The sequence below is a fragment of the Pseudomonas sp. NPDC090752 genome, from assembly GCF_055584805.1.
Window position 1 is genome coordinate 122056 of the sequence record NZ_JBVJLI010000006.1, and the last position, 22720, is coordinate 144775.

A 22720-nucleotide genomic window follows, 5' to 3' on the forward strand; every position below is an offset into this window, starting at 1 on the left:
GCTGTGGAGTGCCGGGATTGCTTCAAGTAGAAATAGGAAAATTGCGGGGTTTAAACCATGAGGATTATCGACACGGATCGCAGAAGCTATACCCCACTGAGAATGGCCTATTTGCTCGTAACGGCTGTAATACTGGTGGGTTCTGCGATATTGCTGCTTGGCAAGGGAGCGTGGGGTATATCGGCATTTTTCTGCTTGACCACGCCTTTTGTTGTGGTGTCCGTTTACTTGAAGGACGGCAGGCTGAAGCGCTTCAATGATGGCGTTTCTGAACTGGCGGATTTTTTTTGGCCATTCAACTAACTCCGAATTGAAATCGCGTAAGGTGTGACTCACTAGCGCCTGCACTGCTCTTCCCGCCACACTCGATTGTGAACCAAAGAGCAAGCGGAGCGCGCCGGCCCGGATAGGCCAAAAGTGTGAGGATGAAAGCCCGCTAGGGCCTCAACCGGCGAAGACGGGGTGCGGTTTGCGACAGCCGTCCCCGAATGGGGACACCCAAGGCAATTCTCTATCACGCCGCTTCCGGATGCCTTCGCCTCCTGAGCTGCGAATTCTTAAGCAATCTGGAAGGGTCGGGATTTCAGTTGAGCGATCAGGCAAAAGAAAGCCCGCTGCTAGGGCGGGCTAATGGGAGCTTCTATCACACGTAGGGATAGAGCAAGTGTGGTTGAGGCGCTGTGAAAATTGGGTGAAAGAAAAGTCTTCACCATGTGATCCCAACCTTGAGCAGGGCTAGCTTGCAGCGGATCAGCGTACCTTGAAGCCCTTTTCCACCACCACATCAAGAAGCTCCTTTCGGCCTCCCAGATAATCCATGCTTGTCATAGAGTTATGTACGGCACCTTTCCAGGTCTTCGGGGACATTTTTTGCCGTGAGCGGAAATCGTGGGTCGCTCGCTCATAATCATCCAAGTAATCGCGATAGCTTTCGGGGTCGTACCGGTTGAAATGCAGAACTACAGGCTGAGCAGGACGTGGGCGTATGGCACTGGTGCGGCTCAGGTCTGGACAGCCGAGTGCCATACCGAAGCTCACGAACGCGTGGTCTGGCAGATTGATGATCTGAGCGAGATCCTTGGCGATATTCCGCATCACTCCTAGGAAGACAATGCCCAGACCCATGGACTGGGCAGCCAGCGAAGCATTTTGCGCTGCGAGCGTGACATCGATAGATGCCATGAGCAACGAATCCAGGTACTCCAGAACGACCGGCTCGTCCCCCTGGGTGCGGGTAATGTCCGCAGAGCGGGACGAATCGGCGATCCAAAGGAGTAGGGCGGGAGCTTCTAGGATCCACGGTATGCTGTCGATCTTTACCTCGCGTGCAACGGTGTCGTGGATCTCTTTCTTCAACTCCTCATCCGTGATGGCTACGACGCTCCACTGATTTAGAGCTGATGAGGTCGATGCCGACTGGGCTGCAGCGACCATCGTCTCGATGGCACCTTTCGGCAAGGATTCCGGCAGGAAAGTCCTCACGGACTTATGGCGCAGCATCGCTTCGACCATGGGGGTCATGATGACGGATTCAGGTTTTACCTGGTTTCCGTAACGCTGTTGAAGCAGATCTGATTGTGCGCAGGTAAGCGGGCTCATCTGAGGCCTCCAAGTCAAGATTGAGCACAGGTTATAGGCCTCGCAGAGCTAAATAAGCCCCTGAAAATCGACTACATAATTCACAGCTGTGGACAATCGAGCGATCAGAGATACAATCTGCTGATGGATCATTTGACTGCAATTCGCGCTTTTCAACGGATCGTCGAGACCCGGTCGTTCACCAAGGCGGCGGCCCACTTGTGTATGCCTCGGTCATCTGCGAGCAAGGCCGTACAGGAGCTCGAAGAGCATTTGGGCACCAAGCTTTTACAGAGGACAACTCGCGCTGTCACTCTGACCATGGAGGGGGCCGAGTATTATCGGAAGATCTGTCAACTGGTGGCCCGGCTGGACGAGGCAGAGGCTGATCTGCGAGACATGGGAGCAGCTTCGCAGGGCAGAATTCGAGTAGACCTCCACTCATCACTGGCGCAATTGTTACTGCTTCCAGTGCTCAGCGAGTTCAGGGAGCGGCATCCGCAGATTCAACTGGCATTGGGCATCAGCGACCGCCCAGTGAACCTGATTGAAGAGGGTGTTGACTGCGTCATTCGTGCTGGTCAATTAGCTGATTCCTCGTTGGTCGCAAGGACGCTTTTCAAAGACAAGCTGGTGACCTGTGCGAGTCCCGCCTACTTGTCAAAACACGGTGTGCCGTCGTCACCTGCTGACCTTGAACATCACCAGATCGTTGGATACTTCGGCGCCTCCAATGGAGAGGTTTGGCCACTTCGGTTTCGAAAGCGGGGAGCAGAGCATTTCATCTCACGGTTCGATATTTCGACGAATGACAGTGCCAGCCAGATCAGCATGATCATGAACGGGGCGGGGGTAGGGCAGACGTTTGCCTCTGTTGCAGCCGGGCTTTTCAAGTCCGGTGCTCTCGTGCCAGTCCTTGAGGAACACACGAATTACACGATACCTATTTCAGTGATCTATCCACCGAACAAGCGGCTCAATACCCGGGTACGCATCTTCGTCGACTGGGTTGTAGAGCGCCTGTCGGCGTGATTAGTCTTCTCAGCCCGACGGGGTTTCTTTGGCTCATCTCTACATATCCAGCAAATGACATCCGAGCCTGATTAACCAGGATTAGATGAAAGGCTTGGCCTGGAGATTGCCACGGTTCCCCACTGGATCTTGTGGGCAAAGGAGCAAGCGGAGCGCGCCGGCACCGGAGGGGCCAAAGGTGTGAGGATGGAAGCCCGCGAGGGCCGCAACCGGGCGACGCCGGGTGCAGTTCACGACAGCCGTGCCCGAAGGGGCCACGCCCAATCGTCCACTCGCTCGCGATGTCACTGGCTGCATATGCGAACTCTCCGGTTTAACGAGCCTTAAGCGACATCAACGCAGATCCGTCCAGCTGCCCTATGACCAACCGGCTGGCTGTATGGATCGGTGAGCAGGACTGCCGTTTCGTCGAAGCACTGTTGATACATCCAGTATATCTCGCTAAGCTCGTCAGGAGAACATTTGTACTAATCTCGGTGACTAGCGCCATGAAGAACTCTGAACAGACCATTGACGACCGCTTTGCTTTTTTCTCCCGCGAGGAGCTGCTCGAGCAGCAGTGCCTATTGCTGGGGAGTGAGCTGGGCGTGATGGGGGAGGAATTGACCGCCTCTCGTGAGAAGATCGCAACCTTGGTTTTGATGTGGACAGGCGTCAAGGCGGAGCTACAGAAGGCGGAAGCAGAGCTAAGTCAGGCGAGATATCAGCTTCAGGTCGGGAGCGTTGTCCACTGAGGAAAGTAGCTCTAACGATGTAGGATGGAGTTCGGGGCTGGGGGTATGAAACCTTCTCGTTGCCCCTCGGTTACCCGGTTTTGAGCTGCTGCTTAAGCTTGGTCATTAGGCGCATACCTGCAGCTTCCACGAGATCGCCATGGTGGCTCAGAGCGCCACAGCCCCTGCAAGTGATCACTGATTTACGATGTAGCCTGGTGGGTTGCACAAGATGCTTTCCATCACATTTGAGGCAGCGCAGGGTGAGGCTCATCGTTCCTTCTCCTTGGAAATTTCACGTACTGGGCCCTCGTTCCTTGAGAGAGCGTTACATTGAGTGGTGAGGGGCTTTGATCGTTCAGTCGGGGAATCATGAGCAGCTGCACAGCCAATCTCGCTGTGAGTTATCACCCTGAGAGACGGAGCGCGCAGACCATAGCATTGGGTGGTAATTTGCGATGCGTTCCACACGCCATAGCGTTGTCCCTCAACGTCGCCGGTGCTGGAGGAGGGAGCCTATGTAGGCTGTAGTTGCGATGAAGTGGGCCAGAAATACCCAACCGAATCCCATCATCTCGCTGGTTGATGAGGCTTGCGCACGATCACATTGATCCGGTGCCAATTCACAGCTCCAGAGTCGATAACCATCGATGATTCAGATTCACGCAGCAGAACAATCTCGAATGCCTCGCTTAGCCTCCGAATGTCATCCAGGCTATGGAATGACATCAGCTCTTCGCTCGCCCAGGTGTGCCTCAACCCAAAGAAATGACCTACGAATACACCGCCTGGGACTAGGGCGGTGCGAATCTGGCTCCAAAGGTTGGCAAATTTGTTAGGCCTGCAGAAGGGAAGAGCTAGCCCTGCGTGAATCAAAGCAGATGGTGGAAGGTGGGTCAGATATTCAAAGTCCGCGACCTGAGTCGTGAGTCGGCGAGCTTCGTCCATCGAGCACTTGCGAATCGTCCGCGCGATGGCCTCAGGTTCCTTGTCAATTGCCAAGACCTGCCACCCGCCTTGGATGAGCTGCCATGCTTCATTGCCTGACCCAGATCCCAGGTCTATTGCATGGCGAGGCTGTAGATCTCCGACATAATCCATCGCACAACTGAGAAGCGGAGAAGGTGCTCGGGTTTCTGTACGTTCGTAGAAAGCATTCCAACTCGTCATGGATGAAGCGTCCTTACCAGTCCATGTTTTTAGAGCGCAGAGGCCATCATGGGAAACTTTACCTCAGCGGATCGATACGGATGCTCGGGTAGTGTTTCCGTAGATTACCTAGCAGCGAGGGTAGGCGTGGAGCGGGTGTGCCGAGAGGGCTTCCGCTACAGCAGAAAGTGGTGCTGCCGCTCGATCTCAGCCAGCCGAACGAGATCATGGGTGACCTGTTCGCGGCGGCTCAGCCAGCAGCAAATGGGTGTGCTAGATGCGGTCGGCAGCAGGTGGGGCAAGGGGGCGACGCGACTCGCCAATGTGCCTGGCGATCCGGCTTAGAAAATCGTACTGGGATGAACGTCTACGTTATGTAATCTGAAGAACTGTTCAACTCCAGACCGTGTAGGTGTAGCTTCCATTTTCCTGCCGGCTGAAGGCTTCCGGTCGCTGAATGAAACAGCCATCATTCGTTCGCTCAACAAGAGTTTTGCCAGTCAGATCAGGCACCAGTGGCCATGAAGCGGGAGCCGGTGCAAGGAGTGCTTGCCACAAGATCGAGCGTAGGAAATTTTGTCATCCTCGTAGGAGGAGCATAAAATTCCAATTAGATAGCCATGCGAGTCAAGCACTGGCCCCCACTCATGCCGCCCCAGGCTTGACATTCAATAGCAAAACATGGCCATTTGAGGAAGTATGAATCTCGTTTGGCCAGGTGAACGTCGATCACCCTTTCTGTGCTGATAATCAAGCCGCCGTTTATTTCAACCTCGTCGCCTTGGGCGGTTGGCCCGTTAGAGCGAAAACCCACAACATGAACAGTTTCGCCGACCGCTGGTGTTCTAGAAGTAATGCTAAACGTTGAGAATGTGGCCCCGTCGGCCATTGGCGATACGAGCCTGATGGAGAGCAGACTCAGATCCGTATTCGGAACTCTTACGATGGATATCACCCTCCAGATCTGATGGTGATCGTTGCGGAGAGCCTGGGCCTTGATTTGCGTTTTGCCAGAGATCAGATCCGAAATATGTTCGTCTATCACATGGGTTGCGCACAATACGATGCCTGGTGACACGATAACGCCAGATCCAGTCACGCTGTAATTTTCATCATCCTCAAATGAAATGATGACGAAGACGCCATCGAGCAGATCCCAGTCTTCGAGATACCCAGCTTCACCATGGTGTCCTGGTGTGAAGCAGCGTGGCTGGAAAACAATTTTTCCACCCGATGGTATAGATGCGGCGGAGTCACCGATGATGATTGAGGAAGACTTAGCTGTCACTCAAAAGATTCCGGTGAAGCACGATGTGCTAAACGTAGCTCAGTAGCTGGAACCTTGCTACTCTGTATTCTTTCTTATTTGTATGAAAGGTAAGCGAATGTCCCGTCTCGCAGAATTCCGTAAGCTTGAGCAAACATTGGCCGCACAGCTGGCCGAACTGGAAGCTATGAAAGGCTCCTCCGAGTTGCAAGCGGAGATAGAATTTGAGACCAAATTGCGTGATCTGCTGAACAAATACGGTTTCAGCCTGCGCGACATCATCAACATCCTGGATCCTCAGGCCAACCGCCGACCAGCAGCTCCCGTAGCTGCTGAAAAGGCCCCGCGTCGCGCTCGCCAGGTCAAGCAATACAAAAACCCGCATAACGGCGAAATCATCGAGACCAAAGGCGGCAACCACAAGCTGCTCAAGGAATGGAAAGCTGAGTACGGTTCTGATGTGGTGGAAGGCTGGCTCGCCCAGTAACACGCTCCGCTAACGGTTTGCTAAAGCCCCCTGATGGGGGCTTTTTCTATGGGGATGCTGTCAGGTGAACCCAGATGGGTTAGCTAGCCCAATCGTTTAGATGGCCCGCATCCAATCCAGGGCTCTACGGAAAACGGGGTACTCCTGATCAATCACCTCCGGTTGCCAATTCTTGATGTTGTCCTCCTGAGCGATTATTGCTGCCTCCCCCTTCTCTGTGATGTTCAAGGCATCCTCGATACATCCCATTGGCCATACCCAGGTTGTGTGATCTTTCATGGCCTCATGAGCAGCATTTGCGAGCGGTTGCCCATCGGAGTGCTTAGCAAAGGCGGCCCATTAGTCAGCGGCTGATCCACTCTTTGATGTTCGAGGCATGCCATGTCCGCCGAGTTGAAAGCCTTCAGCTTGGCTAACGATTTGAAGTACAGATTTGACGTTGGTCATCTCTTGGCAATCCTTCGGCAGCCAAGGGCCTCTGGCGTGCGTGAATGCAAAATCCAAGTCAGCGATCACGCCGCATTTGATGCCCATCGCTGTCAGTAGAGAGAAGCCCTTGGGAATAGACGTGCAGCTATCGAGAGCAACAAAGCAGATAGGTTCGAGCTCAGGCCGTACTCCGTAGAGCTTTTCGTAGATGAGAGGCAGCAGCCTCTGATCTGTCTTGCCCTCGCAAAGAATCACTTTTTCGGCGAAATAGATCTCGGCAATGTTCCCGAGCTCGAACATGGGCAAAGGCGTTACTGGCCCGCTGTCGATGCGTATGAAAGACGTTAGTTGGGACGATGCTATTGAGCTTGTTACCGCACCTCGCGGTCTTCTGTATACGGTCGATGGTCAGTTTCTTCGCGTCAGCGCATATTCGCATGTTGACGATGGCTCCAGTGTTACCTTCGGAGCTTTTACAGACCCGCCTGGCTCGTTTTCTAGCCCAGCGACAGTGTATAAGGTCACCGTATTGAAGGTTCGAAATATCCCGTCGGCAGATGCTATCAATGCGTTTCCACTCGACCAGGGCGAGAGTTTGAACGCCGAGCAAGGCTCTTCAGTTGTTGTTGCACGCATGAGTGATGAGCGGCTGGCCGATTTGCGTACATATCTGACAGCTGTTGATTATTCGCGTAAGCAGGTAATGATTGAGGCCCGAATTGTCGAGGTTGACCGGTCCTATTCTAAGAACCTCGGTGTTCAATGGTCTGGTTCTGTTGGTAGCGGTGCTGGTACTTTAATTGGCAGTGTTCCCCTTGGGCTCACACCAGCTGCAATCGCTGGGTTTGGCATCACATCCAGGTCCTTCAACTTGGATGCTGAGCTAAACGCCATGGAGCAGGCGGGTAGGGGGCGTGTAATCTCCAGCCCGCGCGTGTTCACGACTGATCGGCATCAGGCGAAGATCATTAAAGGTTCTCAGGTTCCATACCAGCAGTCGGCCGGTGACGGGGCTACATCCGTCTCTTTTAAAGAGGCTGCGCTTTCGCTCGATGTCACTCCGCTGGTGAATGATTCGGGCGTTCTCCTGGATGTGATCCTGTCCAAGGACGAACCTGATTATTCGAAGGCTATGAACGGGGTGCCGCCGATCAACACAACGTCGCTTACGTCTCGGGTTTTCTCGGGGTTCGGAAAAACAGTTGCGCTGGGAGGTGTATATTCGGACACGGATAGCGCTGTGGTTCGTAGCGTGCCGTTTTTCGGGCAGATTCCTGGCTTGAAGTGGTTGTTCAACAGCACTTCGACTGTGAAGACGGAAACAGAGCTGGTCCTGTTCTTGACGCCTCGCCTAGTAGATGCGCCTATATAACTAAACTAAATGAATATTTAGCATAGTTATATTCGTAGGTTATTAATTAGGGTGGTGTAGGTTTACACCACACCTGAGTCTCATGAGCGCTAGCCAGAGGCTTTACCGGCCTTTATTAGAGCCTGAAAAGCTTGTCCAGTAGCTTCCTCGGCTTCCTTGATTTGCTTTAGCATTGCCAACACAAGCTCATTAATTTCATCCTCGCTAGCGGAATCTGATAGATCGCCCACCATCAGGGACATACTTTTCAAGCGATTAACTTGAGATGAAGCAAAAGCGATTTTGCTATTAGTCATCTCGCTAAAAACGCCGGCTTTGTCTAGAAACTGTTGTGGCAAATCGAGCTGGATACGTGAGGCTCTGGAGGCCAGATCCTTACGTGCTTCTTGGCTGTTCAACACGTTCACCAGATAGGATTGATCTCCGTCAGGAGGTACCACGGCACACCTGAATTTAGCGATTTCGACTTGAGTGGCTGCAATTGGAGTAACCATCAGCTGGGCTAACAGCTTAGAGCCTGTAGACTGCTCGCGTTTGTTCAGCTGCGATGGTAGCCAAAACGGTCCAAATCATACAATTTCCCCGGCAATCGTTGAGAGACAGCCAACCTGTGGCGTCCAGCATTCAAGCACGCCGAAGTGTCCAGGCCAAGGAAGACAACGAAGGGAACAGAGACCTGATGCAACGGCCGCAAGCCGCACTAGGTTGAGCCTGGCTTCAGATCTGCCCACCCACGGCCCCGGTAGCTGCACACGAAGGTGCGCATAATGCATATTATGTTAAATCAGATAATAGGCCAGCCATGCACCTGATGTCAGGAGGTTTTGTAGATTGGACTGTTTGCTTTTGAACGTGGACTACCAAAAATCGTGAGGTTGCGATTGTTTCTTCAGTCCTTCCCTCACAAGCTCGTTTTTCTGAGACTGGACTAAAAATCGCCTGCGAACGTCGCCTTCACATCTGGGTGCTCTGAAAGCCACTCAGCTTGGGACAGTCTAAAACATGCGCGACCCAGCAATTTGCAAACCTGGCTCCAGCAACTACCGTTAAAAGACTCTGAAACCATCGCTGACTAAGCCTATGAGTCAAGGACAGAAACCGCTTCCAATCTTCCCGCGGTACGAAGATTTCTTGCGCCCATTCGACGTAGACATAGAACTGCATCGCGAAATCGAAGGTGCTCTCCTTACTGTAAACCCGGATTGCGTCCCGAGTTTGTGCTGCCGATCAATGGCTCAGTTCATCCGAAAGCATTTGCCTGCGCCTGGCGACCCAAGGGCCAGATTCGGCAGGTATCGTCGGGTCGGCGAATGCATGCTGGTTAGGTTTAATCAAGTATTGCCACTGCACGGGAACTCAGGTAGAGAAATTTTCATTGCGTGTCCTGGCCGGGGACGGCTGTCGTGAACCAAGCCGCCAGATACCCTGATGGCTTGGCCCTTCGAGCCTATTTTCATCCTCACGCCTCCGGCCGAAGGCCTGCGCGCTCCGCTTGCCATCAAATATCTGAGCGCTAGAACAAGGCGTCCAGCGCTCATGATTGCACCTCGGATGGTCAGCCGCGGATCTTGTGGCCTTGGCGCCTCAGCGTTTCAAAAAGGCAGTAGCGTGGGTAAATCCCAAGCTGTTGCCCGCTAGCCTCAAGCAGCTTCTCCGAAATCCAGGCCGCGTCGTCCTTGGAAAAAGCGTAGCCAAACCCTTCGAACTCCATTTCAACACCACCAGGTCTGACTGTTCGGATGGAGACTGCTGTGTAGCCCTGGCGATCGGGCATGATTTCAGGGCTGATTTTATTGAAAGAAATCTCACCAGCTGCGTCCAAATGCCAGTCCATGAGTAGCCTGTATTTGCGTGCCAAGAGTGGCTCATGTTCCCTGGCTGCAGCTGTGGTCGTCTCCGCGCTCGGCTGTTCCACAATCGCAACTGCTTCCGCCAAATAGAATGCCAACTCATAGGCGACAGCTGCGCTGAACTCAATCCACTCCGAGTCGAACTCGACCCTTACGGCGCCCTCGCCCACAGCTATGATCGAACAGTCATAGGCGTCCTCGCATTCTCTTTCACGCCAGCAGTGCAGTTTACGTTGAAAATGTGAGGTGGCTGGAGCAGTGGCTGTACTAAAACTCATTAAATCCTCGATTGAGATTCTGTGTCTCTAACCATAAACGGATGATTTTTTGAGAACTTGAGTTGTATTGGAAAATTTTCTCGCCCTTTTCGCGACGCCATCGCTTCTATGTGCCTCGAGCCTGTGAGCTGTAAATCTCAGGTCTGATGCGCAGCCCGATCGTCAGTGGAGCCATTCAAAACCGATGCTAAAAATCTTCATATTCTGTATATGCTTGGCTCTGTGGCTGTACATATATGCATATGTCAAGACCTCCACTGTTGTGTTATCTTCCCATCATTGATTCAGCCCTCCCCCGGAAATATTTCATTAGAAATGCCGCCGCGGTCTGCACATCCCTTTCTTCAGTAAAGACATTAAATGGCCACATCAAACGCAGTATTTCAGCGCCTCAGTGGCGCAGATGAATCGGGCAGTATTCGTATGCCTCAAAAGCAGCTCGACGCAACGTTGCAGATGTTCCAGGTCGACGTGCTCGCCTCCAATCTGGAGTCGTACTCGATCGATCCTTCACGGGCTCGGGCGAAGTATCCCTGGGCAACCCGATTTGCTATGGGGCATCCGCTTGCCCCTTGGCAACGGCCTTCAGTCTGGACTGAGGAGCAACAGGTTCGGTTTATCACTTCGATCTGGATGGGCTCAGATCTAGGCTCCTACCTGGTAAACGGCTGGTATGAGTTTGCCGAAGACGGTGCTTACGAGCTGAATAGCGAGGTTTTACTCGACGGCCAATTGAACACAATCAGCCCGTTAATCAGCTCAAGGCTAAGCTGATCACCGATGCCCAGCCCTGGCGACGCGAGCAGCTCATCCGGCAGATTAATAATGATGTCGCCACTGCCATCTCCTGGAGTTTGACATTCAATAGTGAAGCACTTTGTGTTGGTCATGACCTTCACCCTGCTGTGGTACGCGATTGAAGGATAAGCTTGCACCAGATCTGCCTATTCAACCCAGCTCCAGCCATCGTTACAACACCCTATGTAGGCGCAACTCACTGGGCTGCAAGTCTCTTTGTATCGAAGCTACACCGATACAGCCGTCAACGCTGATCTTCGGGCAGTATGTGCTGCAGTTTGCAGGAAACCTCTTCTGCGACACGGTTAGCCCTTCAAGTCGAAACCTTTAATTGACCTTGTTCAATTGCGGCAACTGCCATTTGCCCGAGAGCACCTCCGCTGAAGGCTGATATAGGCGTAACATTACATAGAAACCGCCTTCGGGTGCCGGTAACCAGTTCGCGGCATTCTCGCCCTGCGGTTTTTTGTGGGATATAGGAATGCTAATCGAACCATCCGCCGCAACTTTCAGACCTTTGGTGTCAGGGCCGATCTTGTAGCGACCGATCTCGTTGTCAATCAACATTTTGTTGCTGGCGTCATACATCGTTAGCGACCAAAAGGCATTCACCGGCGGTGCAGAAGCCAGTTTCATCTCGTATTGACTGGCCCCTGTGAGTGGCTGGTTCTGGCTGTCGGTAAACCGCAGTGGATACATCGCCTCCTGCTCACCCTGCCCCCCCAGATAGGGTCCGGCCACCATGGCGCGTAGCGGGTAGTTGAACCCAAAGCTGTCCAGCCCGGTCACCCAGTTCCAGCCATTGCGCACTTCAGACGTGCTGGCCAGCGACGCAATCGCTACGTAGGGCGCATCTTTCAGCCCTTCCTCAAGACCTTTGCGAGTGGCCGGATTCAGCCTCTCGGGCGAAAAGCCTTTATCCGTCAGGCCGATGCGGGCGAATTGGGCAAACAATGCTGCGTCGGCAGGTTTGACTGGATTGTCCTTGAGCGCCGACGCCAGTTCCGTGAAGAAACCCAATGGGTCATCGCCCGTCTGCGGCAATGCTGACAAAGTCTCACCCTTGTTCGATTTGCCACTCAACGGCTCGACACTGAATTTTTTCTGCAAGGCGAGAATCGGGGCGACATCTTCACCCTGCTTGACGTGAATGCGCCCCCACAGCCAGATTTTTTTGGTCGAAACGTCAAGGCGCTTCGCGTTCTCTGGTAGCTCGCCCTTCCAGCCCGGTGGCACCAGCACATATTTGCCGGCCTTGGTGCCTGTGGTACGCCGCCCGACATAATGTTCGAGTTCTTGCCACATGTTGAATACATCGACCACATAATAACGGTCATTGGTATCGGGCACACTCAAGACATAGGGCTCGGTGAGATCCAGCACTGCGCTCATGTAGTAGGTGTCATTATTGGCGGTGGGCATGTCCTTGGCCGACGGCGAGGCCAGCGCAGTAGCCCAGCCGATCTGGTTCAACCCTGCACGATAACTGGTGTCGGGCTTGGGTGAAGGAACCATCGTGTATTCACGTGCCACGCGTTCCATGCGTACCAGCGGATAACCCCAGTTGTACGCTGAGATCGCCAGGCTGTAACCATCGGCATGCATCCCCTTTTCCACTGCATCGGGTGTAGCAGGCGTGCTCAACAGCAAATCCGGCGCTGCAGCTTGCGCGTGCATAGCGCTGCCGATAGCGACACACAAGGGCAGGACCCAAGCGAAAAGCCTACGTGCTGAAGCCATAAGAATGTCCTTTTAGGTAGTTGTAAATGTAATGGCCACTTGAAAAAGGGTGTCAACCCTGTCCGCGTCAATCGTCCAATACCCATTCATTCAACTAGCTCAAAGTCGGGCAGCTTGAAGCTCTTGTCGTTCAGCGCATCGGTGCCGCCATAAAAACGCATGGCTGGCAGAGGTCGCTTACCGGCGGTGGGAATCCAATTACTTTCTAAACCCCTGGGTGGCGTTGGTCCCACATAGAGAGTCACGCTTCCATCCGCATTCACGTTCATGGAACTCAGATCGTAGGAGGAGAGCGTTGTGCGATTGGTTTCGCTATAAATAAATGACATGGTGTCGCGATTGTAAACAGTCAATGCCCAGAATTGTTTGACAGGCATTTTTGCGGGAACATCTATCTTGTAGGTCTTCCCGGCTTTGAGTGGATTGCCATTCTTATCTGCCATGGCCATCAGGTATTGCGTTGCGGGTGAGTCACTCAGCTCCTTGGGCATGTAAGTGCACCAGAAGTACTCTGCGGCCCGACCTATGAGATCAATACGGTCCTCATACTCATAAGAGAAACGCTTGTTTTCGTCGGCCATCAACAAGGAGGCGTAATGGCGATCCTGCCAATAAAGCTTGTCCTTCGGAAGATTGTCAAACCAGTGTTGAAGGTAAAACCAGGCATCAATCGCGGCCTGGCGCATGGCTCTCTTGGTCAGCGCGTCAGGGGCAAACGGCTTGCCTTTCTCAATGCCCAGCGATTGCAGCATCCCCAATATCACTTTGTCCTGCGGCCGAGCAGGTTCGGTGGTGATAATCGCATGCATGTCCGCGAAATGTCGTTCGTCATAGAAAGGCAACGTCGGATAGACGGTGTCGATCGGGTCGATGAAACGCTGTTCAGGAGGATCGGTCGCTTGGCTCAAATAGTACATGCGGAGTTTTTTCGCGTACCGGTAAGCATCGGCAGCGGTCTTCCCTGGTGCGCGGACTGAGCGAAAAGCGAGTGCGATCCGAAAGTTTGGTGACGGTACGTGAATATAGCCTGAGGGGATTTCGCCCGAGTATCCCGGCGGCGTGAAAAGCAACTTGCCCCCCTTGCCCCCATCTACACCCGATGGGCCGACATCTGCCATGGTGAGTTGCCACGCGTCCACGACTTGGCCGTAAACGCTGCCCTCCTCGCTGGCTGCGGGTAAATCGAGGACAACCGGACCTTTTCTCAGGTCAGTGAATGCCGTGATGTACGGTGTGCTGCTGTTAGCTGTTATGGCTTCAAGCTTTGGGGTTGCCGGCCCCGAGTAGGCGATAATGTCGTTATCCTTGACACCCAGGTGGTCAAATGCAGCTCGCCTGAAACTGTAGATGGCGATTGCCGGCATATTCCAAAGCACAGCCTCGAATGCACGTTGGTACTTGATCTGGTAGTCGAAATCCTGAATCGAGCTGCGCGAACCCGCCGGAGGCTGGCCGCCTTGGGTTTCTCTTTCACTCAGGGCAAAGCTTGCGTCATGGCTTGTGAGTGCCACAACAGATAGCAAACCGATTGCAAGCAACCTGAAGTCGCGCATTGACTGTTCCCCGCAATTCCCTATGTGACTTCTCAACGCGTGCAACACCTTGCACGGCCAGACCGGCGGATGGGTCGGGTCACGTGGGCGTCCAAGCGCAAACTTGGGCGCCAGTGGCGATGACCCTTACTTTCTGAGCGCTTGGAAAGAACTCACCATATCCTTTGCCCAACTGTCCAACACAGCCTTCGCGTCGCTGGCTTTCATGACCTGGGATGAGTTGTCCAGCTCCGTCCCCGCGCCCTTACGTACAACCTCAGCAACCACCTGGTTGGTATCGCCATCCAGGAATGCAGCTTCTGTAGCAATGCTCGTGTCCTGGTCTCTAATGCCGGTGGCGGTACTGATTCCTGCAGCTAGCAAGGCAATCGGAATGACCTCGTACGGACGCAAGCTTTTGGTCTTGGCACTGACAGCCGTGATCGCCGGACGAACCACCAGCACGCCTGGGCCTGGGCTGGTCGCTAACGGCAGTACCTGGGAGAAGTGATTTTTCAACGTTTGATCGTAGTATTGAGTGATCCCTTGAAGGGTCGCTTGCGGGACTTTTTCCGTAGGCTGCGGCTTGGGATAGAGTTGGCTGGGTTCCAAGTAAACGCTGGTATAGCGCTTGGCATCGACTCCGGGCTTGATCCAACGCATTACCGGTGCCCCGGATGGGGACTTATCTTCTTTCAGGACGCTGTAATCCTTGAGGAAACCTGAGTACTGATCGGCTTCCACATACTTGCTCGCACACCCATGCAACACTAAGGTGCTGAGGCACACCGTTGCAGCCAACGTCTTGATCTTCATGCAGGGTCTCCTTCCATACGATTAGCGATGAAACGCGTCAATCAGAAGCGCCACGTCGCGCCCCCGCCGATGATGTGCAAGGCGCTGTTGTCATAGCTGCCGGACAATGTGTTGCCCGAGCGACTCTTGGTTTGTTCGATATCCATATCACCCAGCCAGACCAAGGTGTACGCCAGGTGCAGATCGAAGTTCTGGTCGACGGCGTAGTTGACCCCTGCTGCCAACCGCCAGGCCTCGCCCATGGGGTTGTCGACTGTGCGGTCCTCATCGTCAACAGCAGAGCTGTCATAGCCGAGGCCCGCGCTCAATCGCCATTGCGAGGTGGCTTGGTAGGTCGCCCCGACCGATGCATGCCAGGTGTCTTTGTATTTACGATCGACAGTGCGGCTGGTACCGCCGGCGTTGGTATCCACATCTACACCCACATCGCCGAACTCACTCCAGTCCTGCCAGCCAAGAGTGCCCAGTAGCGTCCACTGCTCATCCAACTCGTGCGCAACACTGAAGGTGACAGTTTGCGGCACGTTCAGGTCCAGTTCGAGCGAATCGGCATCAAGACGCTGTAGTGCGATATTGAGCAACGGGTTACTGATATCGCTAAGATGCGGTTTATCCTCGAATTCCAGTTTGACCTTGCTGGTATAGGCGAAGCCTACCCGAGTGCGCGGATCGATTTGATAAAGGACCCCAAGGTTCACGCCCACACCAACATCGGTGTCCTTGTACTCCAACTGGCCATCCGGCCGGTCGGTAAGGCCGAGCAGGTTATTGTTGATGGCCATCTCCGTGCGGTAGTAGCCGAGCATGATGCGCGGGCCAATGCCAATGGACAGGTCATCGGTGAACTTGTAGGCCCAGGTTGGTTGCAACGAGACGCCAATGACCGCTGCCTCTTGAGTGAAGTAACGCCCGGCCCAATCGTCGTCGTAGTCCAGCGCCAGGCCGAAGTTGCCATACATGCCAAAGCCAATGGCCGAGCGGTCGTCGATCCGGTGGCTGATGAACAGGCTGGCACCGGGCAGATACTCAAGGGCGTTACCGCCCTCATTGCCGCTGAATTCATTGCGGCTGTCGCGTGAAAAGCGCATGTCGCCAAGTATCACCTGGGTATTGGCGCTGACCTGTGTGCCCTCAAGTTGAGTGATACCCGCAGGGTTGGTCATCAGCACGCTGGGGTCCCGGGCGAGCGCCGCAGAGCCAGCATTGGCGAGACCGTTGCCTTCCTGCCCTGCTTCATAGATGAAAATACCTCCAGCCCAGCCAGGAGCGGTATACATCGCCGCAGCGATAGCTATCAGCGTAGCCCGGTAGACATGCTGGCGGGAGCCGAGGGTCGGCTGGGGTAGGTGACTCTTCTTGATGAAACACTCCGACTTCATATAATTGAAGACCTACGTTGCGTTTCTGGATGAAGCATGTCACCGCTGAGTGTTTGACGCCCTAGACATGCATGGGAATAAAACAGGAAAGACAGCCCAACAGAAAATTACCTTAGGCGACATCTATGCGTTTTCAAGTAGTAGTTGGCAATTGAAATGCGTTACGCCAGCGTTATCGCTTCAGTCCGCCAGGCACACTCGCCCGCGGTGCTGCTTGGCTTGATACATCGCCTGGTCCGCCGCCATTATCAGCATGTCTGCCTCGGTGGCATGCGCAGGAGCGAATGCAAGGCCAATGCTTGGAGTAACGAAATCGATGAGCTCAGCACCGATCCTCACTGGCGCACTCATCACTGCCAAAACCCTATCAGCTAGCGCACTGGCGGCAGTTGCATCCGTCGCAGGCAGGAGCGCCGTGAACTCGTCGCCGCCCAGCCGAAAGACGAAGTCCTGCTTGCGCAGAGCATTGCGCAGGCGCTGGGCCATGCACGACAGCAATGCATCACCGACATCGTGACCGAAGCGATCGTTGACTTGTTTGAAGCGATCCAGATCCAGGAACATCAAAGCCATCGGCAAGTGCTGCGCTGCAAGATGCCGCGCCAACTGTTCGTTGAATGCCTTTCGATTGCCCAGCCCAGTAAGAGCATCGTGATAGGCCATGTCTCGCAGCGCTTGCTGATACTGAACATGCTCACTGACATCGTGCAGGATCCCGCGATAGCCGGTCACGCTGCCTTTAGCGCTGCAGATTATGGAGAAGCGCGTTTCGTAGTAGCCCAGGCTGCCGTCAGCACGCCGCAATCGTGCGGAAAGCGGCGCGCCTGGCTCAGTGTCAAACACAACCCGGGGAAGAGCCGATTGGGGTTGCCCCTCCCCCTGAAGCGATGCGAACGTTTGGCCGATGGTGCCCTCAGCGCGGTAGCCGAGCATCTTGCAGAACGCAGGATTTACCGACTGAATCCTGGTGTGCTGGTCGAGTTCGAAGTAGCCATCTTCCATGGCCTCAAGGATGACACGTTCCCGCGCCTCACTCTGTTCCAGACGGTCCAGCGTTCGGTTGGCCTCCCTTGCCAATAAACCCAACTCATCCTGCCGCGCGTCCGATAAGCGCCCCTTGGCGGAGTCCGTGCCTATGGACAGGAATTGTCGATGCAAGGTAGCGATACGCCTGAGGAGCGTGACGTCCAGCGCTAGGTAGATCAGCAACCAGGCCAAGCTGATGATCGCAGCCATAGCCCCCATCAACAATTTGAGTTGCTGTACCCCCTCGATGTAAAGATGCCGCTCCCGGCTCAACTGCAACTGCGCCTGGGTTTCGCCAAAGCTGTCTTGGAAGATCAACTGGACACTGTGATGGCGAGGATCAATGATCTGACGATTGCTTACACTGATGAACCTGCCATCCGCCGGTAAGGCAAGATGCTCGTCGCTGGCAGACGTCCACTGAAGCACCCCGCCCAGTTGACCTTCAAGAGCAGTGATTCGCTCGGCATCCAGAAACTTACCTGCAAACAGGATTTGCTCTGCCTCTGCTATGCCCACGTAGTAAGCCAGGAGCATAAATGGCTGCCGGTGCACCACCAGGAGTTGAGGGGAAGGTGCTGCGGCGTTAGCCCCGGCCAGATGGTCGAGCTGCGTCGCTACACTGTCCTGGACTGATCCGGGTGACAATGGCTCGCTGCTTCCGTCGCGCCTGAAGCTCTCGGCAGGAAAATCTCTCCACGTTGGCGATTGCCCTTGCGGTGTTCTCAGTACGATGAAGTCGAAACCGGTCCGCCTCAGGACATGGGACGGTAATGGAAAGGACGACTGGATCGGCCGAGGAAGCGTCTCGGCCAGTTCTTGCAAACGATCGGCATCGCGCTCGAAGCCGTTGCCCAGCAGCGCCCGCAAGCGATCTGCCTCTACCATCAGAAGTCGCACGTCTTGCTTGTCCAGCCGCTCGAGCAGCAGGGAATGAGCGATGATGAACGTGAGTCCAAGGACCAGCAATAGAGGTGGTGCGAACAGCCAAAGCAGCTTGGTGCGCAACGTCATGCCTTCTCCCACAAAAGAGCTGCGACGGCTTGAGTCTAGCAAGAGACTACCGCCGGAATCGGGCTATGCTGCAACCAATCCAAACGCAAGCACAGGGGAGCAGGGATGGCGATGAAGCGTTGGTCTGGCTGGGCTGCGTGGCTGTTGCTGACCGTGCATCTTCTGTGGTCTCCCCTCCTCCAGGCGGACAGCTCGCAGTAAGGGGCAGAAGTGGAGGGTGCGATCGCTGATCCCGCTGCGCTCAAAGTCATCAACCGCACGGTGCTGGTCTTTCGGGCGACACTGTTGGGTGAGACGCCCCAAGTGCGTGCCGAACGCGCAAAGAAAGTGATCGAAGACACGCTGCTGGAAAGCGATGATCTGGACGTCCGGGTCGACCCCATCTTGCGCAGCTACCTCGTGCTGCTGGGCGGGCGCCGCGCGTTCATCGTAACGCCGTTGGATGCCGCAGCGAGTGACATCACCGCCGGTGAAGCAGCCGAACGTGCTGCCGACAACCTGCGCTTGGTGGTGGAAGAAACCCGCCAGGCTCGCAGCCTGCGATTCCTGCTCACCGCAATTGGTTACTGTGCTGCAGCAACCCTGCTGTTCTATCTGGCGGCCAAGGGGGCTCGGTACTGTCGGCGTAAACTTCTGGGGCTGCTGCCCAAGCTGATGGGTAAACACTCTGAGCGTTTCAAGGTCGGGCACACCCAGTTGTTCGATATGCAGAACTTCTACTACTTGATCGACAGGTCTCTCTGGCTGCTATATTGGCTGGTACTGCTATTGCTCAGCTACCAGTGGCTGGGGTTCGTACTTTCGCAATTCCCTTACACTCGATATTGGGGAGAAAGTCTCAACGTCCACTTGATGGCACTGCTGGACTACCTGGTCAGCGGAATACTGCGTGCCCTTCCGGGCCTTGCCGTGGCCATCTCGATCTTCTTCATTGCACGCGGTATCAGTGCATTTTGCAAACGCATGCTGCGGCGCATGGCCCGCCCGGGTACGTTGAGTTGGCTGACCGCCGAAACCTTGCTACCTACCATGCGCCTGACTTCACTGGCCATCTGGCTATTTGCTCTGGTGATGGCCTATCCGTACTTGCCTGGTTCGGGAACCGATGCCTTCAAAGGCCTGTCGGTGCTGCTGGGTCTGATGATTTCCCTGGGTGCCACCAGCGTGATCGGCCAAGGAGCCGCCGGGTTGATCCTGACCTATACGCGCACGCTGCGAGCCGGGGAGTTCGTCCGTGTGGGAGATCATGAGGGGACAGTGACCGAAGTGGGCATGTTCACCACCACCATTCGTACCGGTCTTGGCGAGGTCCTGACACTACCCAACACGATGATTACCGGCTCGGTCACCAAGAACTACTCGCGTATCGTGCAAGGCCAGGGCTATGTGGTGGATACGGTGGTGACCATCGGCTACGACACGCCGTGGAGGCAAGTGGAGGCAATGTTGCTGGAAGCGGCTCGGCGCACTGAAGGTGTACTGGAACAGCCCGCGCCCCAAGTATTCCAGACCGCACTCTCGGATTTCTATCCGGAATACCGGCTGGTCGCCCAGGCCATCCCCTCCGAACCCCGGCCTCGAGCGCTGCTTCTGAGCATGCTGCACGCGCATATTCAAGATGTGTTCAACGAATATGGCGTGCAGATCATGTCGCCTCATTATCTGGCTGACCCTGATCAGCCCAAATGGGTGCCCAAGGAGAATTGGCATGCTGCCCCATCTCTGCCGGAAAAATCACAGTAAAGGGGTATGTAATCAGCCAGCGGTGAGCGAAACGATGACGGGCCCGCACACCGCCAGAAGCACATTGGAAATGGCATAGCAGACCGTGAAGCCGATTACCGGTGTATTGCTGCCTGATTGCTCGAGGATCTTGTTCATCGACGCCGCTTCGGTCTGCGCCCCCGCCAGCGCGCCGAAGAGGATCAAGGGATGCATACGCAGTACGTAGTAACCGAAGTACAAGGTCACCACCGGTGGTACGAGGGTGACCACCGCACCAGAGATCAGAAGTGCCCAGCCTTGCGTCTCGATCGCGGCCAGCGCGGCCGGCCCGGCGAGCAACCCGACCACAGCGCCGAATGCCGTGAGGCCAAACTCGGAAAATGCCCATTGCGCGGCAGGCGGCAGCGCGCCGATATCCGGATGACGGGAGTTGTACCAGCCGATCAGCAACCCCACCAATAACACCCCGCCTCCCACACCCAACTCGATCGGAATGATGCCTATATGGGTGGATAACATGCCCAGCAGTGATCCCACGACCAACCCTAGCGCATGGATCGCGATATCACTCTTGTGATGATCCTGGCGCACCCGGCCGACCTGTACAGCCAAGGCTTCGACACTGCTCATGCGGCCAGTCAGCGTAACCACATCGCCGCGGCGCAAGACCGTATCGAGCAACAGCGGCAAGTCCAGGCCCTGGCGCGTGATGCTGACGATGTAACAGCCCATACGGGTGGCGCCGACCAGGTCTTGCTTGATTCGCCGCAGGGTTTTGCCGGCAAGCCTGGGTGACGTGAGCACGATTTGTGCGGTACGGGTCGCAAACGACATCGACAGCTGGTCATCCACCTCGGGGCCGATCCACTGGTTGAGCTGAGCGACCGCATCACGCAAGGCATAAACGCCTAACAGATCGCCACGCTGTAACCGCAAACCGGCGTCACGTTCCAGGATCTGCCCGTCGCGCACAACGCGCTCGACACTGAGGTTACGGTGGAGCCCCTCGATGTCGGCGATGCTCATACCCTGCGCCGCCGGGGCTGTCAGCCGGTGGGCGCGCACCACGATGCGCGTATAGGGAACGCTCAATGCAGCGTCCTCCTGCTCAACACCCAGCGAGCGCTCCAACTCGCGCGCGGCGCTAGCCAGATCGACCCCCAGCAGCCGGGGAGCAATACTCCCTACGAATACCACCAGGCCAACGGTTCCAAATACATAGGTGATGGCATAGGCCACCGCCATGTGGCTGTTCAATTGCGCCTTGGCCGCATCGTCCAGCGACAGTTGGGCAATGGCGCTGCTGGCTGTGCCCATGATGGCGGTGTCTGTCAACGCGCCGGCGCCGAGGCCGGCGGTAAAACCGGCATCAAAACCATAGACGCGGTACATCACCAGAATCGAAGCCAAAGCGGTCGCGCACAAGACTACTGACAGCAGCACCAGCTTCAGCGTACCGCGATTCAGGCTGCCGAAAAACTCTGGCCCACTCTTGAAGCCAACGGCGTAGATGAACAGGGCAAAAAACACTGCTTTCAGCTCATGGGGCACTTCCAGCCCGATCTGGCCAATGACCAGGCCCATGAGCAGTGCTCCGGCGACCGAGCCCAGGTGGAAACTACCGACACGAATACGCCCAATCAAAACCCCCAAGGCAATTGCAAGAAACACTGCGATTTCCGGGTTTGCACGCAAGGCATGAAGCACGTACTCGATCATCACTATCATCCTTGGAAACATCCAGGCAAGGCTGTCCGCACGAGGATAGCTGGCGCTTGAACCGTGCGCCAACCGCCACCGGGCAACCCTGAAGGCACTGCACTTCCACCTTCAATCCGCTAATCGACTAGCCTTCATGCCAGACCTTCAGGCTTGCCTTAGCCAAGGAGACGCCATGTTCAGTTTCATCAAAACCACAGCGCTCGGTGGCCTGCTGTTCATACTGCCGCTGGTATTGGTCTTTGTGTTGGTGGAAAAGGCCATTCACCTGCTGCGCGTTCCGATTGCGAAACTGCTGCCGATGTTCGCCGGCTACAATGTCGCGGGGGTAACCTTGATCACCTTCGCAGCCGTGCTGGGGCTGGTCACGGCGTGCTTTTTGACTGGCCTGTTGGCCAGGACCCGGTTCGCCAGCAACGGTCTGCGCCTGCTCGAAGACAACCTGCTCAGCAACCTGCCCGGTTATCAGTTGTTCAAGGATGCCACTGCGCGCTTCGCAGGGCTGGAAAATGAAGAGGGCTCGAAAGTAGGCATGATTGCCGAAGGAGAAGGTTGGCGCATCTGCCTGGTGCTTGAAGCCGCGGATGACTGGGTCACCGTGTTCATGCCGGATGGTGGACCTGCCGGTGGCACTGCCGGCGAAGTACGACTGCTACCGGCGAACGAAATCGTGATCACCGACCTGGGCTGGATTCCGTTGATGGCTGCATTACGCCGGGGCGGACGGGGCGCGGCTCAGATGTTGCGACCATGGCTGGCAAAACCTTGACGATCTCACCCGGGCCAGGGCTTCAAGGGTTCGCCTGCTGATAGACG

Annotated in this window: 20 protein-coding genes; 8 read left to right on the forward strand and 12 right to left on the reverse strand. The window is 55.3% G+C overall.

Going from position 1 to position 22720, the window contains the following annotated elements; translation table 11 throughout:
- The first annotated feature begins 57 nt into the window (after positions 1–57).
- A complete protein-coding gene (locus ACZ6YA_RS10640; protein ID WP_465897062.1) occupies positions 58–303 on the forward strand; it encodes a hypothetical protein in 246 nt (81 codons plus the stop codon).
- Positions 304–750: 447 nt separating this feature from the next.
- Here the strand turns inward: ACZ6YA_RS10640 and ACZ6YA_RS10645 are convergent, their stop codons facing one another.
- Positions 751–1599, reverse strand: a complete 849-nt coding sequence (locus ACZ6YA_RS10645; RefSeq protein WP_465897064.1) for a nitroreductase family protein — start codon at positions 1597–1599, stop codon at positions 751–753.
- A gap of 123 nt (positions 1600–1722) precedes the next feature.
- On the opposite strand from ACZ6YA_RS10645, the gene ACZ6YA_RS10650 reads away from it, so the two are divergent.
- Both ACZ6YA_RS10650 and ACZ6YA_RS10655 read left to right on the forward strand, forming a co-directional pair.
- Positions 1723–2610: a LysR family transcriptional regulator gene (locus ACZ6YA_RS10650; protein WP_465897065.1), complete on the forward strand. Its 888-nt coding sequence runs from the start codon at positions 1723–1725 to the stop codon at positions 2608–2610.
- Between the two features lie 359 nt (positions 2611–2969).
- A complete protein-coding gene (locus tag ACZ6YA_RS10655; RefSeq protein WP_465897066.1) occupies positions 2970–3344 on the forward strand; it encodes a hypothetical protein in 375 nt (124 codons plus the stop codon).
- A gap of 549 nt (positions 3345–3893) precedes the next feature.
- On the opposite strand, the gene ACZ6YA_RS10660 is transcribed toward ACZ6YA_RS10655, so the two are convergent.
- Positions 3894–4493, reverse strand: a complete 600-nt coding sequence (locus ACZ6YA_RS10660; RefSeq protein WP_465897067.1) for a class I SAM-dependent methyltransferase — start codon at positions 4491–4493, stop codon at positions 3894–3896.
- Between the two features lie 589 nt (positions 4494–5082).
- Positions 5083–5760 (reverse strand): trypsin-like peptidase domain-containing protein, encoded by a 678-nt coding sequence (locus ACZ6YA_RS10665; protein ID WP_465897068.1) that lies wholly within the window; start codon positions 5758–5760, stop codon positions 5083–5085.
- 97 nt (positions 5761–5857) lie between these two features.
- Between ACZ6YA_RS10665 and ACZ6YA_RS10670 the strand changes: the two genes are divergently transcribed.
- Positions 5858–6226, forward strand: a complete 369-nt coding sequence (locus ACZ6YA_RS10670) for a histone-like nucleoid-structuring protein, MvaT/MvaU family (protein WP_465897069.1) — start codon at positions 5858–5860, stop codon at positions 6224–6226.
- A 339-nt stretch (positions 6227–6565) separates the two neighbouring features.
- Here ACZ6YA_RS10670 and ACZ6YA_RS10675 read toward each other — a convergent pair whose 3' ends face one another.
- Positions 6566–6955 (reverse strand): TOPRIM nucleotidyl transferase/hydrolase domain-containing protein, encoded by a 390-nt coding sequence (locus tag ACZ6YA_RS10675; protein ID WP_465897070.1) that lies wholly within the window; start codon positions 6953–6955, stop codon positions 6566–6568.
- On the opposite strand from ACZ6YA_RS10675, the gene ACZ6YA_RS10680 reads away from it, so the two are divergent.
- Positions 6954–8027, forward strand: a complete 1074-nt coding sequence (locus ACZ6YA_RS10680; protein WP_465897071.1) for a hypothetical protein — start codon at positions 6954–6956, stop codon at positions 8025–8027. The genes ACZ6YA_RS10675 and ACZ6YA_RS10680 overlap by 2 nt on opposite strands.
- Before the next feature lie 89 nt (positions 8028–8116).
- On the opposite strand, the gene ACZ6YA_RS10685 is transcribed toward ACZ6YA_RS10680, so the two are convergent.
- Positions 8117–8425 (reverse strand): hypothetical protein, encoded by a 309-nt coding sequence (locus ACZ6YA_RS10685; protein ID WP_465897073.1) that lies wholly within the window; start codon positions 8423–8425, stop codon positions 8117–8119.
- 1157 nt (positions 8426–9582) lie between these two features.
- Positions 9583–10155 (reverse strand): hypothetical protein, encoded by a 573-nt coding sequence (locus tag ACZ6YA_RS10690; protein ID WP_465897074.1) that lies wholly within the window; start codon positions 10153–10155, stop codon positions 9583–9585.
- A gap of 360 nt (positions 10156–10515) precedes the next feature.
- Between ACZ6YA_RS10690 and ACZ6YA_RS10695 the strand changes: the two genes are divergently transcribed.
- On the forward strand, positions 10516–10929 hold the full coding sequence (locus tag ACZ6YA_RS10695; protein ID WP_465897075.1) for a DUF262 domain-containing protein: 414 nt from the start codon (positions 10516–10518) through the stop codon (positions 10927–10929).
- Between the two features lie 351 nt (positions 10930–11280).
- On the opposite strand, the gene ACZ6YA_RS10700 is transcribed toward ACZ6YA_RS10695, so the two are convergent.
- The 5 genes from ACZ6YA_RS10700 to ACZ6YA_RS10720 all read right to left on the reverse strand — a co-directional run bounded on the left by ACZ6YA_RS10700 (position 11281) and on the right by ACZ6YA_RS10720 (position 18460).
- On the reverse strand, positions 11281–12693 hold the full coding sequence (locus ACZ6YA_RS10700) for a DUF1254 domain-containing protein (protein WP_465897076.1): 1413 nt from the start codon (positions 12691–12693) through the stop codon (positions 11281–11283).
- An 86-nt stretch (positions 12694–12779) separates the two neighbouring features.
- On the reverse strand, positions 12780–14246 hold the full coding sequence (locus ACZ6YA_RS10705) for a DUF1254 domain-containing protein (protein WP_465897077.1): 1467 nt from the start codon (positions 14244–14246) through the stop codon (positions 12780–12782).
- A 126-nt stretch (positions 14247–14372) separates the two neighbouring features.
- Positions 14373–15041 carry a DUF3313 domain-containing protein gene (locus ACZ6YA_RS10710; RefSeq protein WP_465897078.1) on the reverse strand — a complete coding sequence of 223 codons (669 nt, stop codon included), beginning with the start codon at positions 15039–15041 and terminating at the stop codon, positions 14373–14375.
- Positions 15042–15082: 41 nt separating this feature from the next.
- Positions 15083–16318, reverse strand: coding sequence for an OmpP1/FadL family transporter (locus ACZ6YA_RS10715; protein WP_465897208.1), 1236 nt, complete (start codon positions 16316–16318; stop codon positions 15083–15085).
- Positions 16319–16600: 282 nt separating this feature from the next.
- On the reverse strand, positions 16601–18460 hold the full coding sequence (locus tag ACZ6YA_RS10720) for a diguanylate cyclase domain-containing protein (protein ID WP_465897079.1): 1860 nt from the start codon (positions 18458–18460) through the stop codon (positions 16601–16603).
- A gap of 210 nt (positions 18461–18670) precedes the next feature.
- Between ACZ6YA_RS10720 and ACZ6YA_RS10725 the strand changes: the two genes are divergently transcribed.
- Entirely contained in the window at positions 18671–20203 is a 1533-nt protein-coding gene (locus ACZ6YA_RS10725) for a mechanosensitive ion channel family protein (RefSeq protein WP_465897080.1), read from the forward strand.
- A gap of 12 nt (positions 20204–20215) precedes the next feature.
- Here the strand turns inward: ACZ6YA_RS10725 and aspT are convergent, their stop codons facing one another.
- The gene (gene aspT, locus ACZ6YA_RS10730) at positions 20216–21904 is read right to left on the reverse strand and encodes an aspartate-alanine antiporter (protein WP_465897081.1); all 1689 of its coding nucleotides are present in this window, start codon (positions 21902–21904) and stop codon (positions 20216–20218) included.
- Between the two features lie 175 nt (positions 21905–22079).
- Here aspT and ACZ6YA_RS10735 point away from each other — a divergent pair, with 175 nt between their 5' ends.
- A complete protein-coding gene (locus ACZ6YA_RS10735; RefSeq protein WP_465897082.1) occupies positions 22080–22673 on the forward strand; it encodes a DUF502 domain-containing protein in 594 nt (197 codons plus the stop codon).
- Positions 22674–22720 lie beyond the last annotated feature (47 nt).

What these genes read in the sequence shown, in the direction of transcription:
- ACZ6YA_RS10675 (WP_465897070.1), bottom strand. Translation starts at nt 6,955, where the DNA reads ATGTTCGAGCTCGGGAACATTGCCGAGATCTATTTCGCCGAAAAAGTG.
- ACZ6YA_RS10735 (WP_465897082.1), top strand. Translation starts at nt 22,080, where the DNA reads ATGTTCAGTTTCATCAAAACCACAGCGCTCGGTGGCCTGCTGTTCATA.
- ACZ6YA_RS10645 (WP_465897064.1), bottom strand. Translation starts at nt 1,599, where the DNA reads ATGAGCCCGCTTACCTGCGCACAATCAGATCTGCTTCAACAGCGTTAC.
- ACZ6YA_RS10655 (WP_465897066.1), top strand. Translation starts at nt 2,970, where the DNA reads ATGACCAACCGGCTGGCTGTATGGATCGGTGAGCAGGACTGCCGTTTC.
- ACZ6YA_RS10650 (WP_465897065.1), top strand. Translation starts at nt 1,723, where the DNA reads ATGGATCATTTGACTGCAATTCGCGCTTTTCAACGGATCGTCGAGACC.
- ACZ6YA_RS10720 (WP_465897079.1), bottom strand. Translation starts at nt 18,460, where the DNA reads ATGACGTTGCGCACCAAGCTGCTTTGGCTGTTCGCACCACCTCTATTG.
- ACZ6YA_RS10680 (WP_465897071.1), top strand. Translation starts at nt 6,954, where the DNA reads ATGGGCAAAGGCGTTACTGGCCCGCTGTCGATGCGTATGAAAGACGTT.
- ACZ6YA_RS10660 (WP_465897067.1), bottom strand. Translation starts at nt 4,493, where the DNA reads ATGACGAGTTGGAATGCTTTCTACGAACGTACAGAAACCCGAGCACCT.
- aspT (WP_465897081.1), bottom strand. Translation starts at nt 21,904, where the DNA reads ATGATCGAGTACGTGCTTCATGCCTTGCGTGCAAACCCGGAAATCGCA.
- ACZ6YA_RS10700 (WP_465897076.1), bottom strand. Translation starts at nt 12,693, where the DNA reads ATGGCTTCAGCACGTAGGCTTTTCGCTTGGGTCCTGCCCTTGTGTGTC.
- ACZ6YA_RS10640 (WP_465897062.1), top strand. Translation starts at nt 58, where the DNA reads ATGAGGATTATCGACACGGATCGCAGAAGCTATACCCCACTGAGAATG.
- ACZ6YA_RS10710 (WP_465897078.1), bottom strand. Translation starts at nt 15,041, where the DNA reads ATGAAGATCAAGACGTTGGCTGCAACGGTGTGCCTCAGCACCTTAGTG.
- ACZ6YA_RS10715 (WP_465897208.1), bottom strand. Translation starts at nt 16,318, where the DNA reads ATGTATACCGCTCCTGGCTGGGCTGGAGGTATTTTCATCTATGAAGCA.
- ACZ6YA_RS10705 (WP_465897077.1), bottom strand. Translation starts at nt 14,246, where the DNA reads ATGCGCGACTTCAGGTTGCTTGCAATCGGTTTGCTATCTGTTGTGGCA.
- ACZ6YA_RS10690 (WP_465897074.1), bottom strand. Translation starts at nt 10,155, where the DNA reads ATGAGTTTTAGTACAGCCACTGCTCCAGCCACCTCACATTTTCAACGT.
- ACZ6YA_RS10695 (WP_465897075.1), top strand. Translation starts at nt 10,516, where the DNA reads ATGGCCACATCAAACGCAGTATTTCAGCGCCTCAGTGGCGCAGATGAA.
- ACZ6YA_RS10670 (WP_465897069.1), top strand. Translation starts at nt 5,858, where the DNA reads ATGTCCCGTCTCGCAGAATTCCGTAAGCTTGAGCAAACATTGGCCGCA.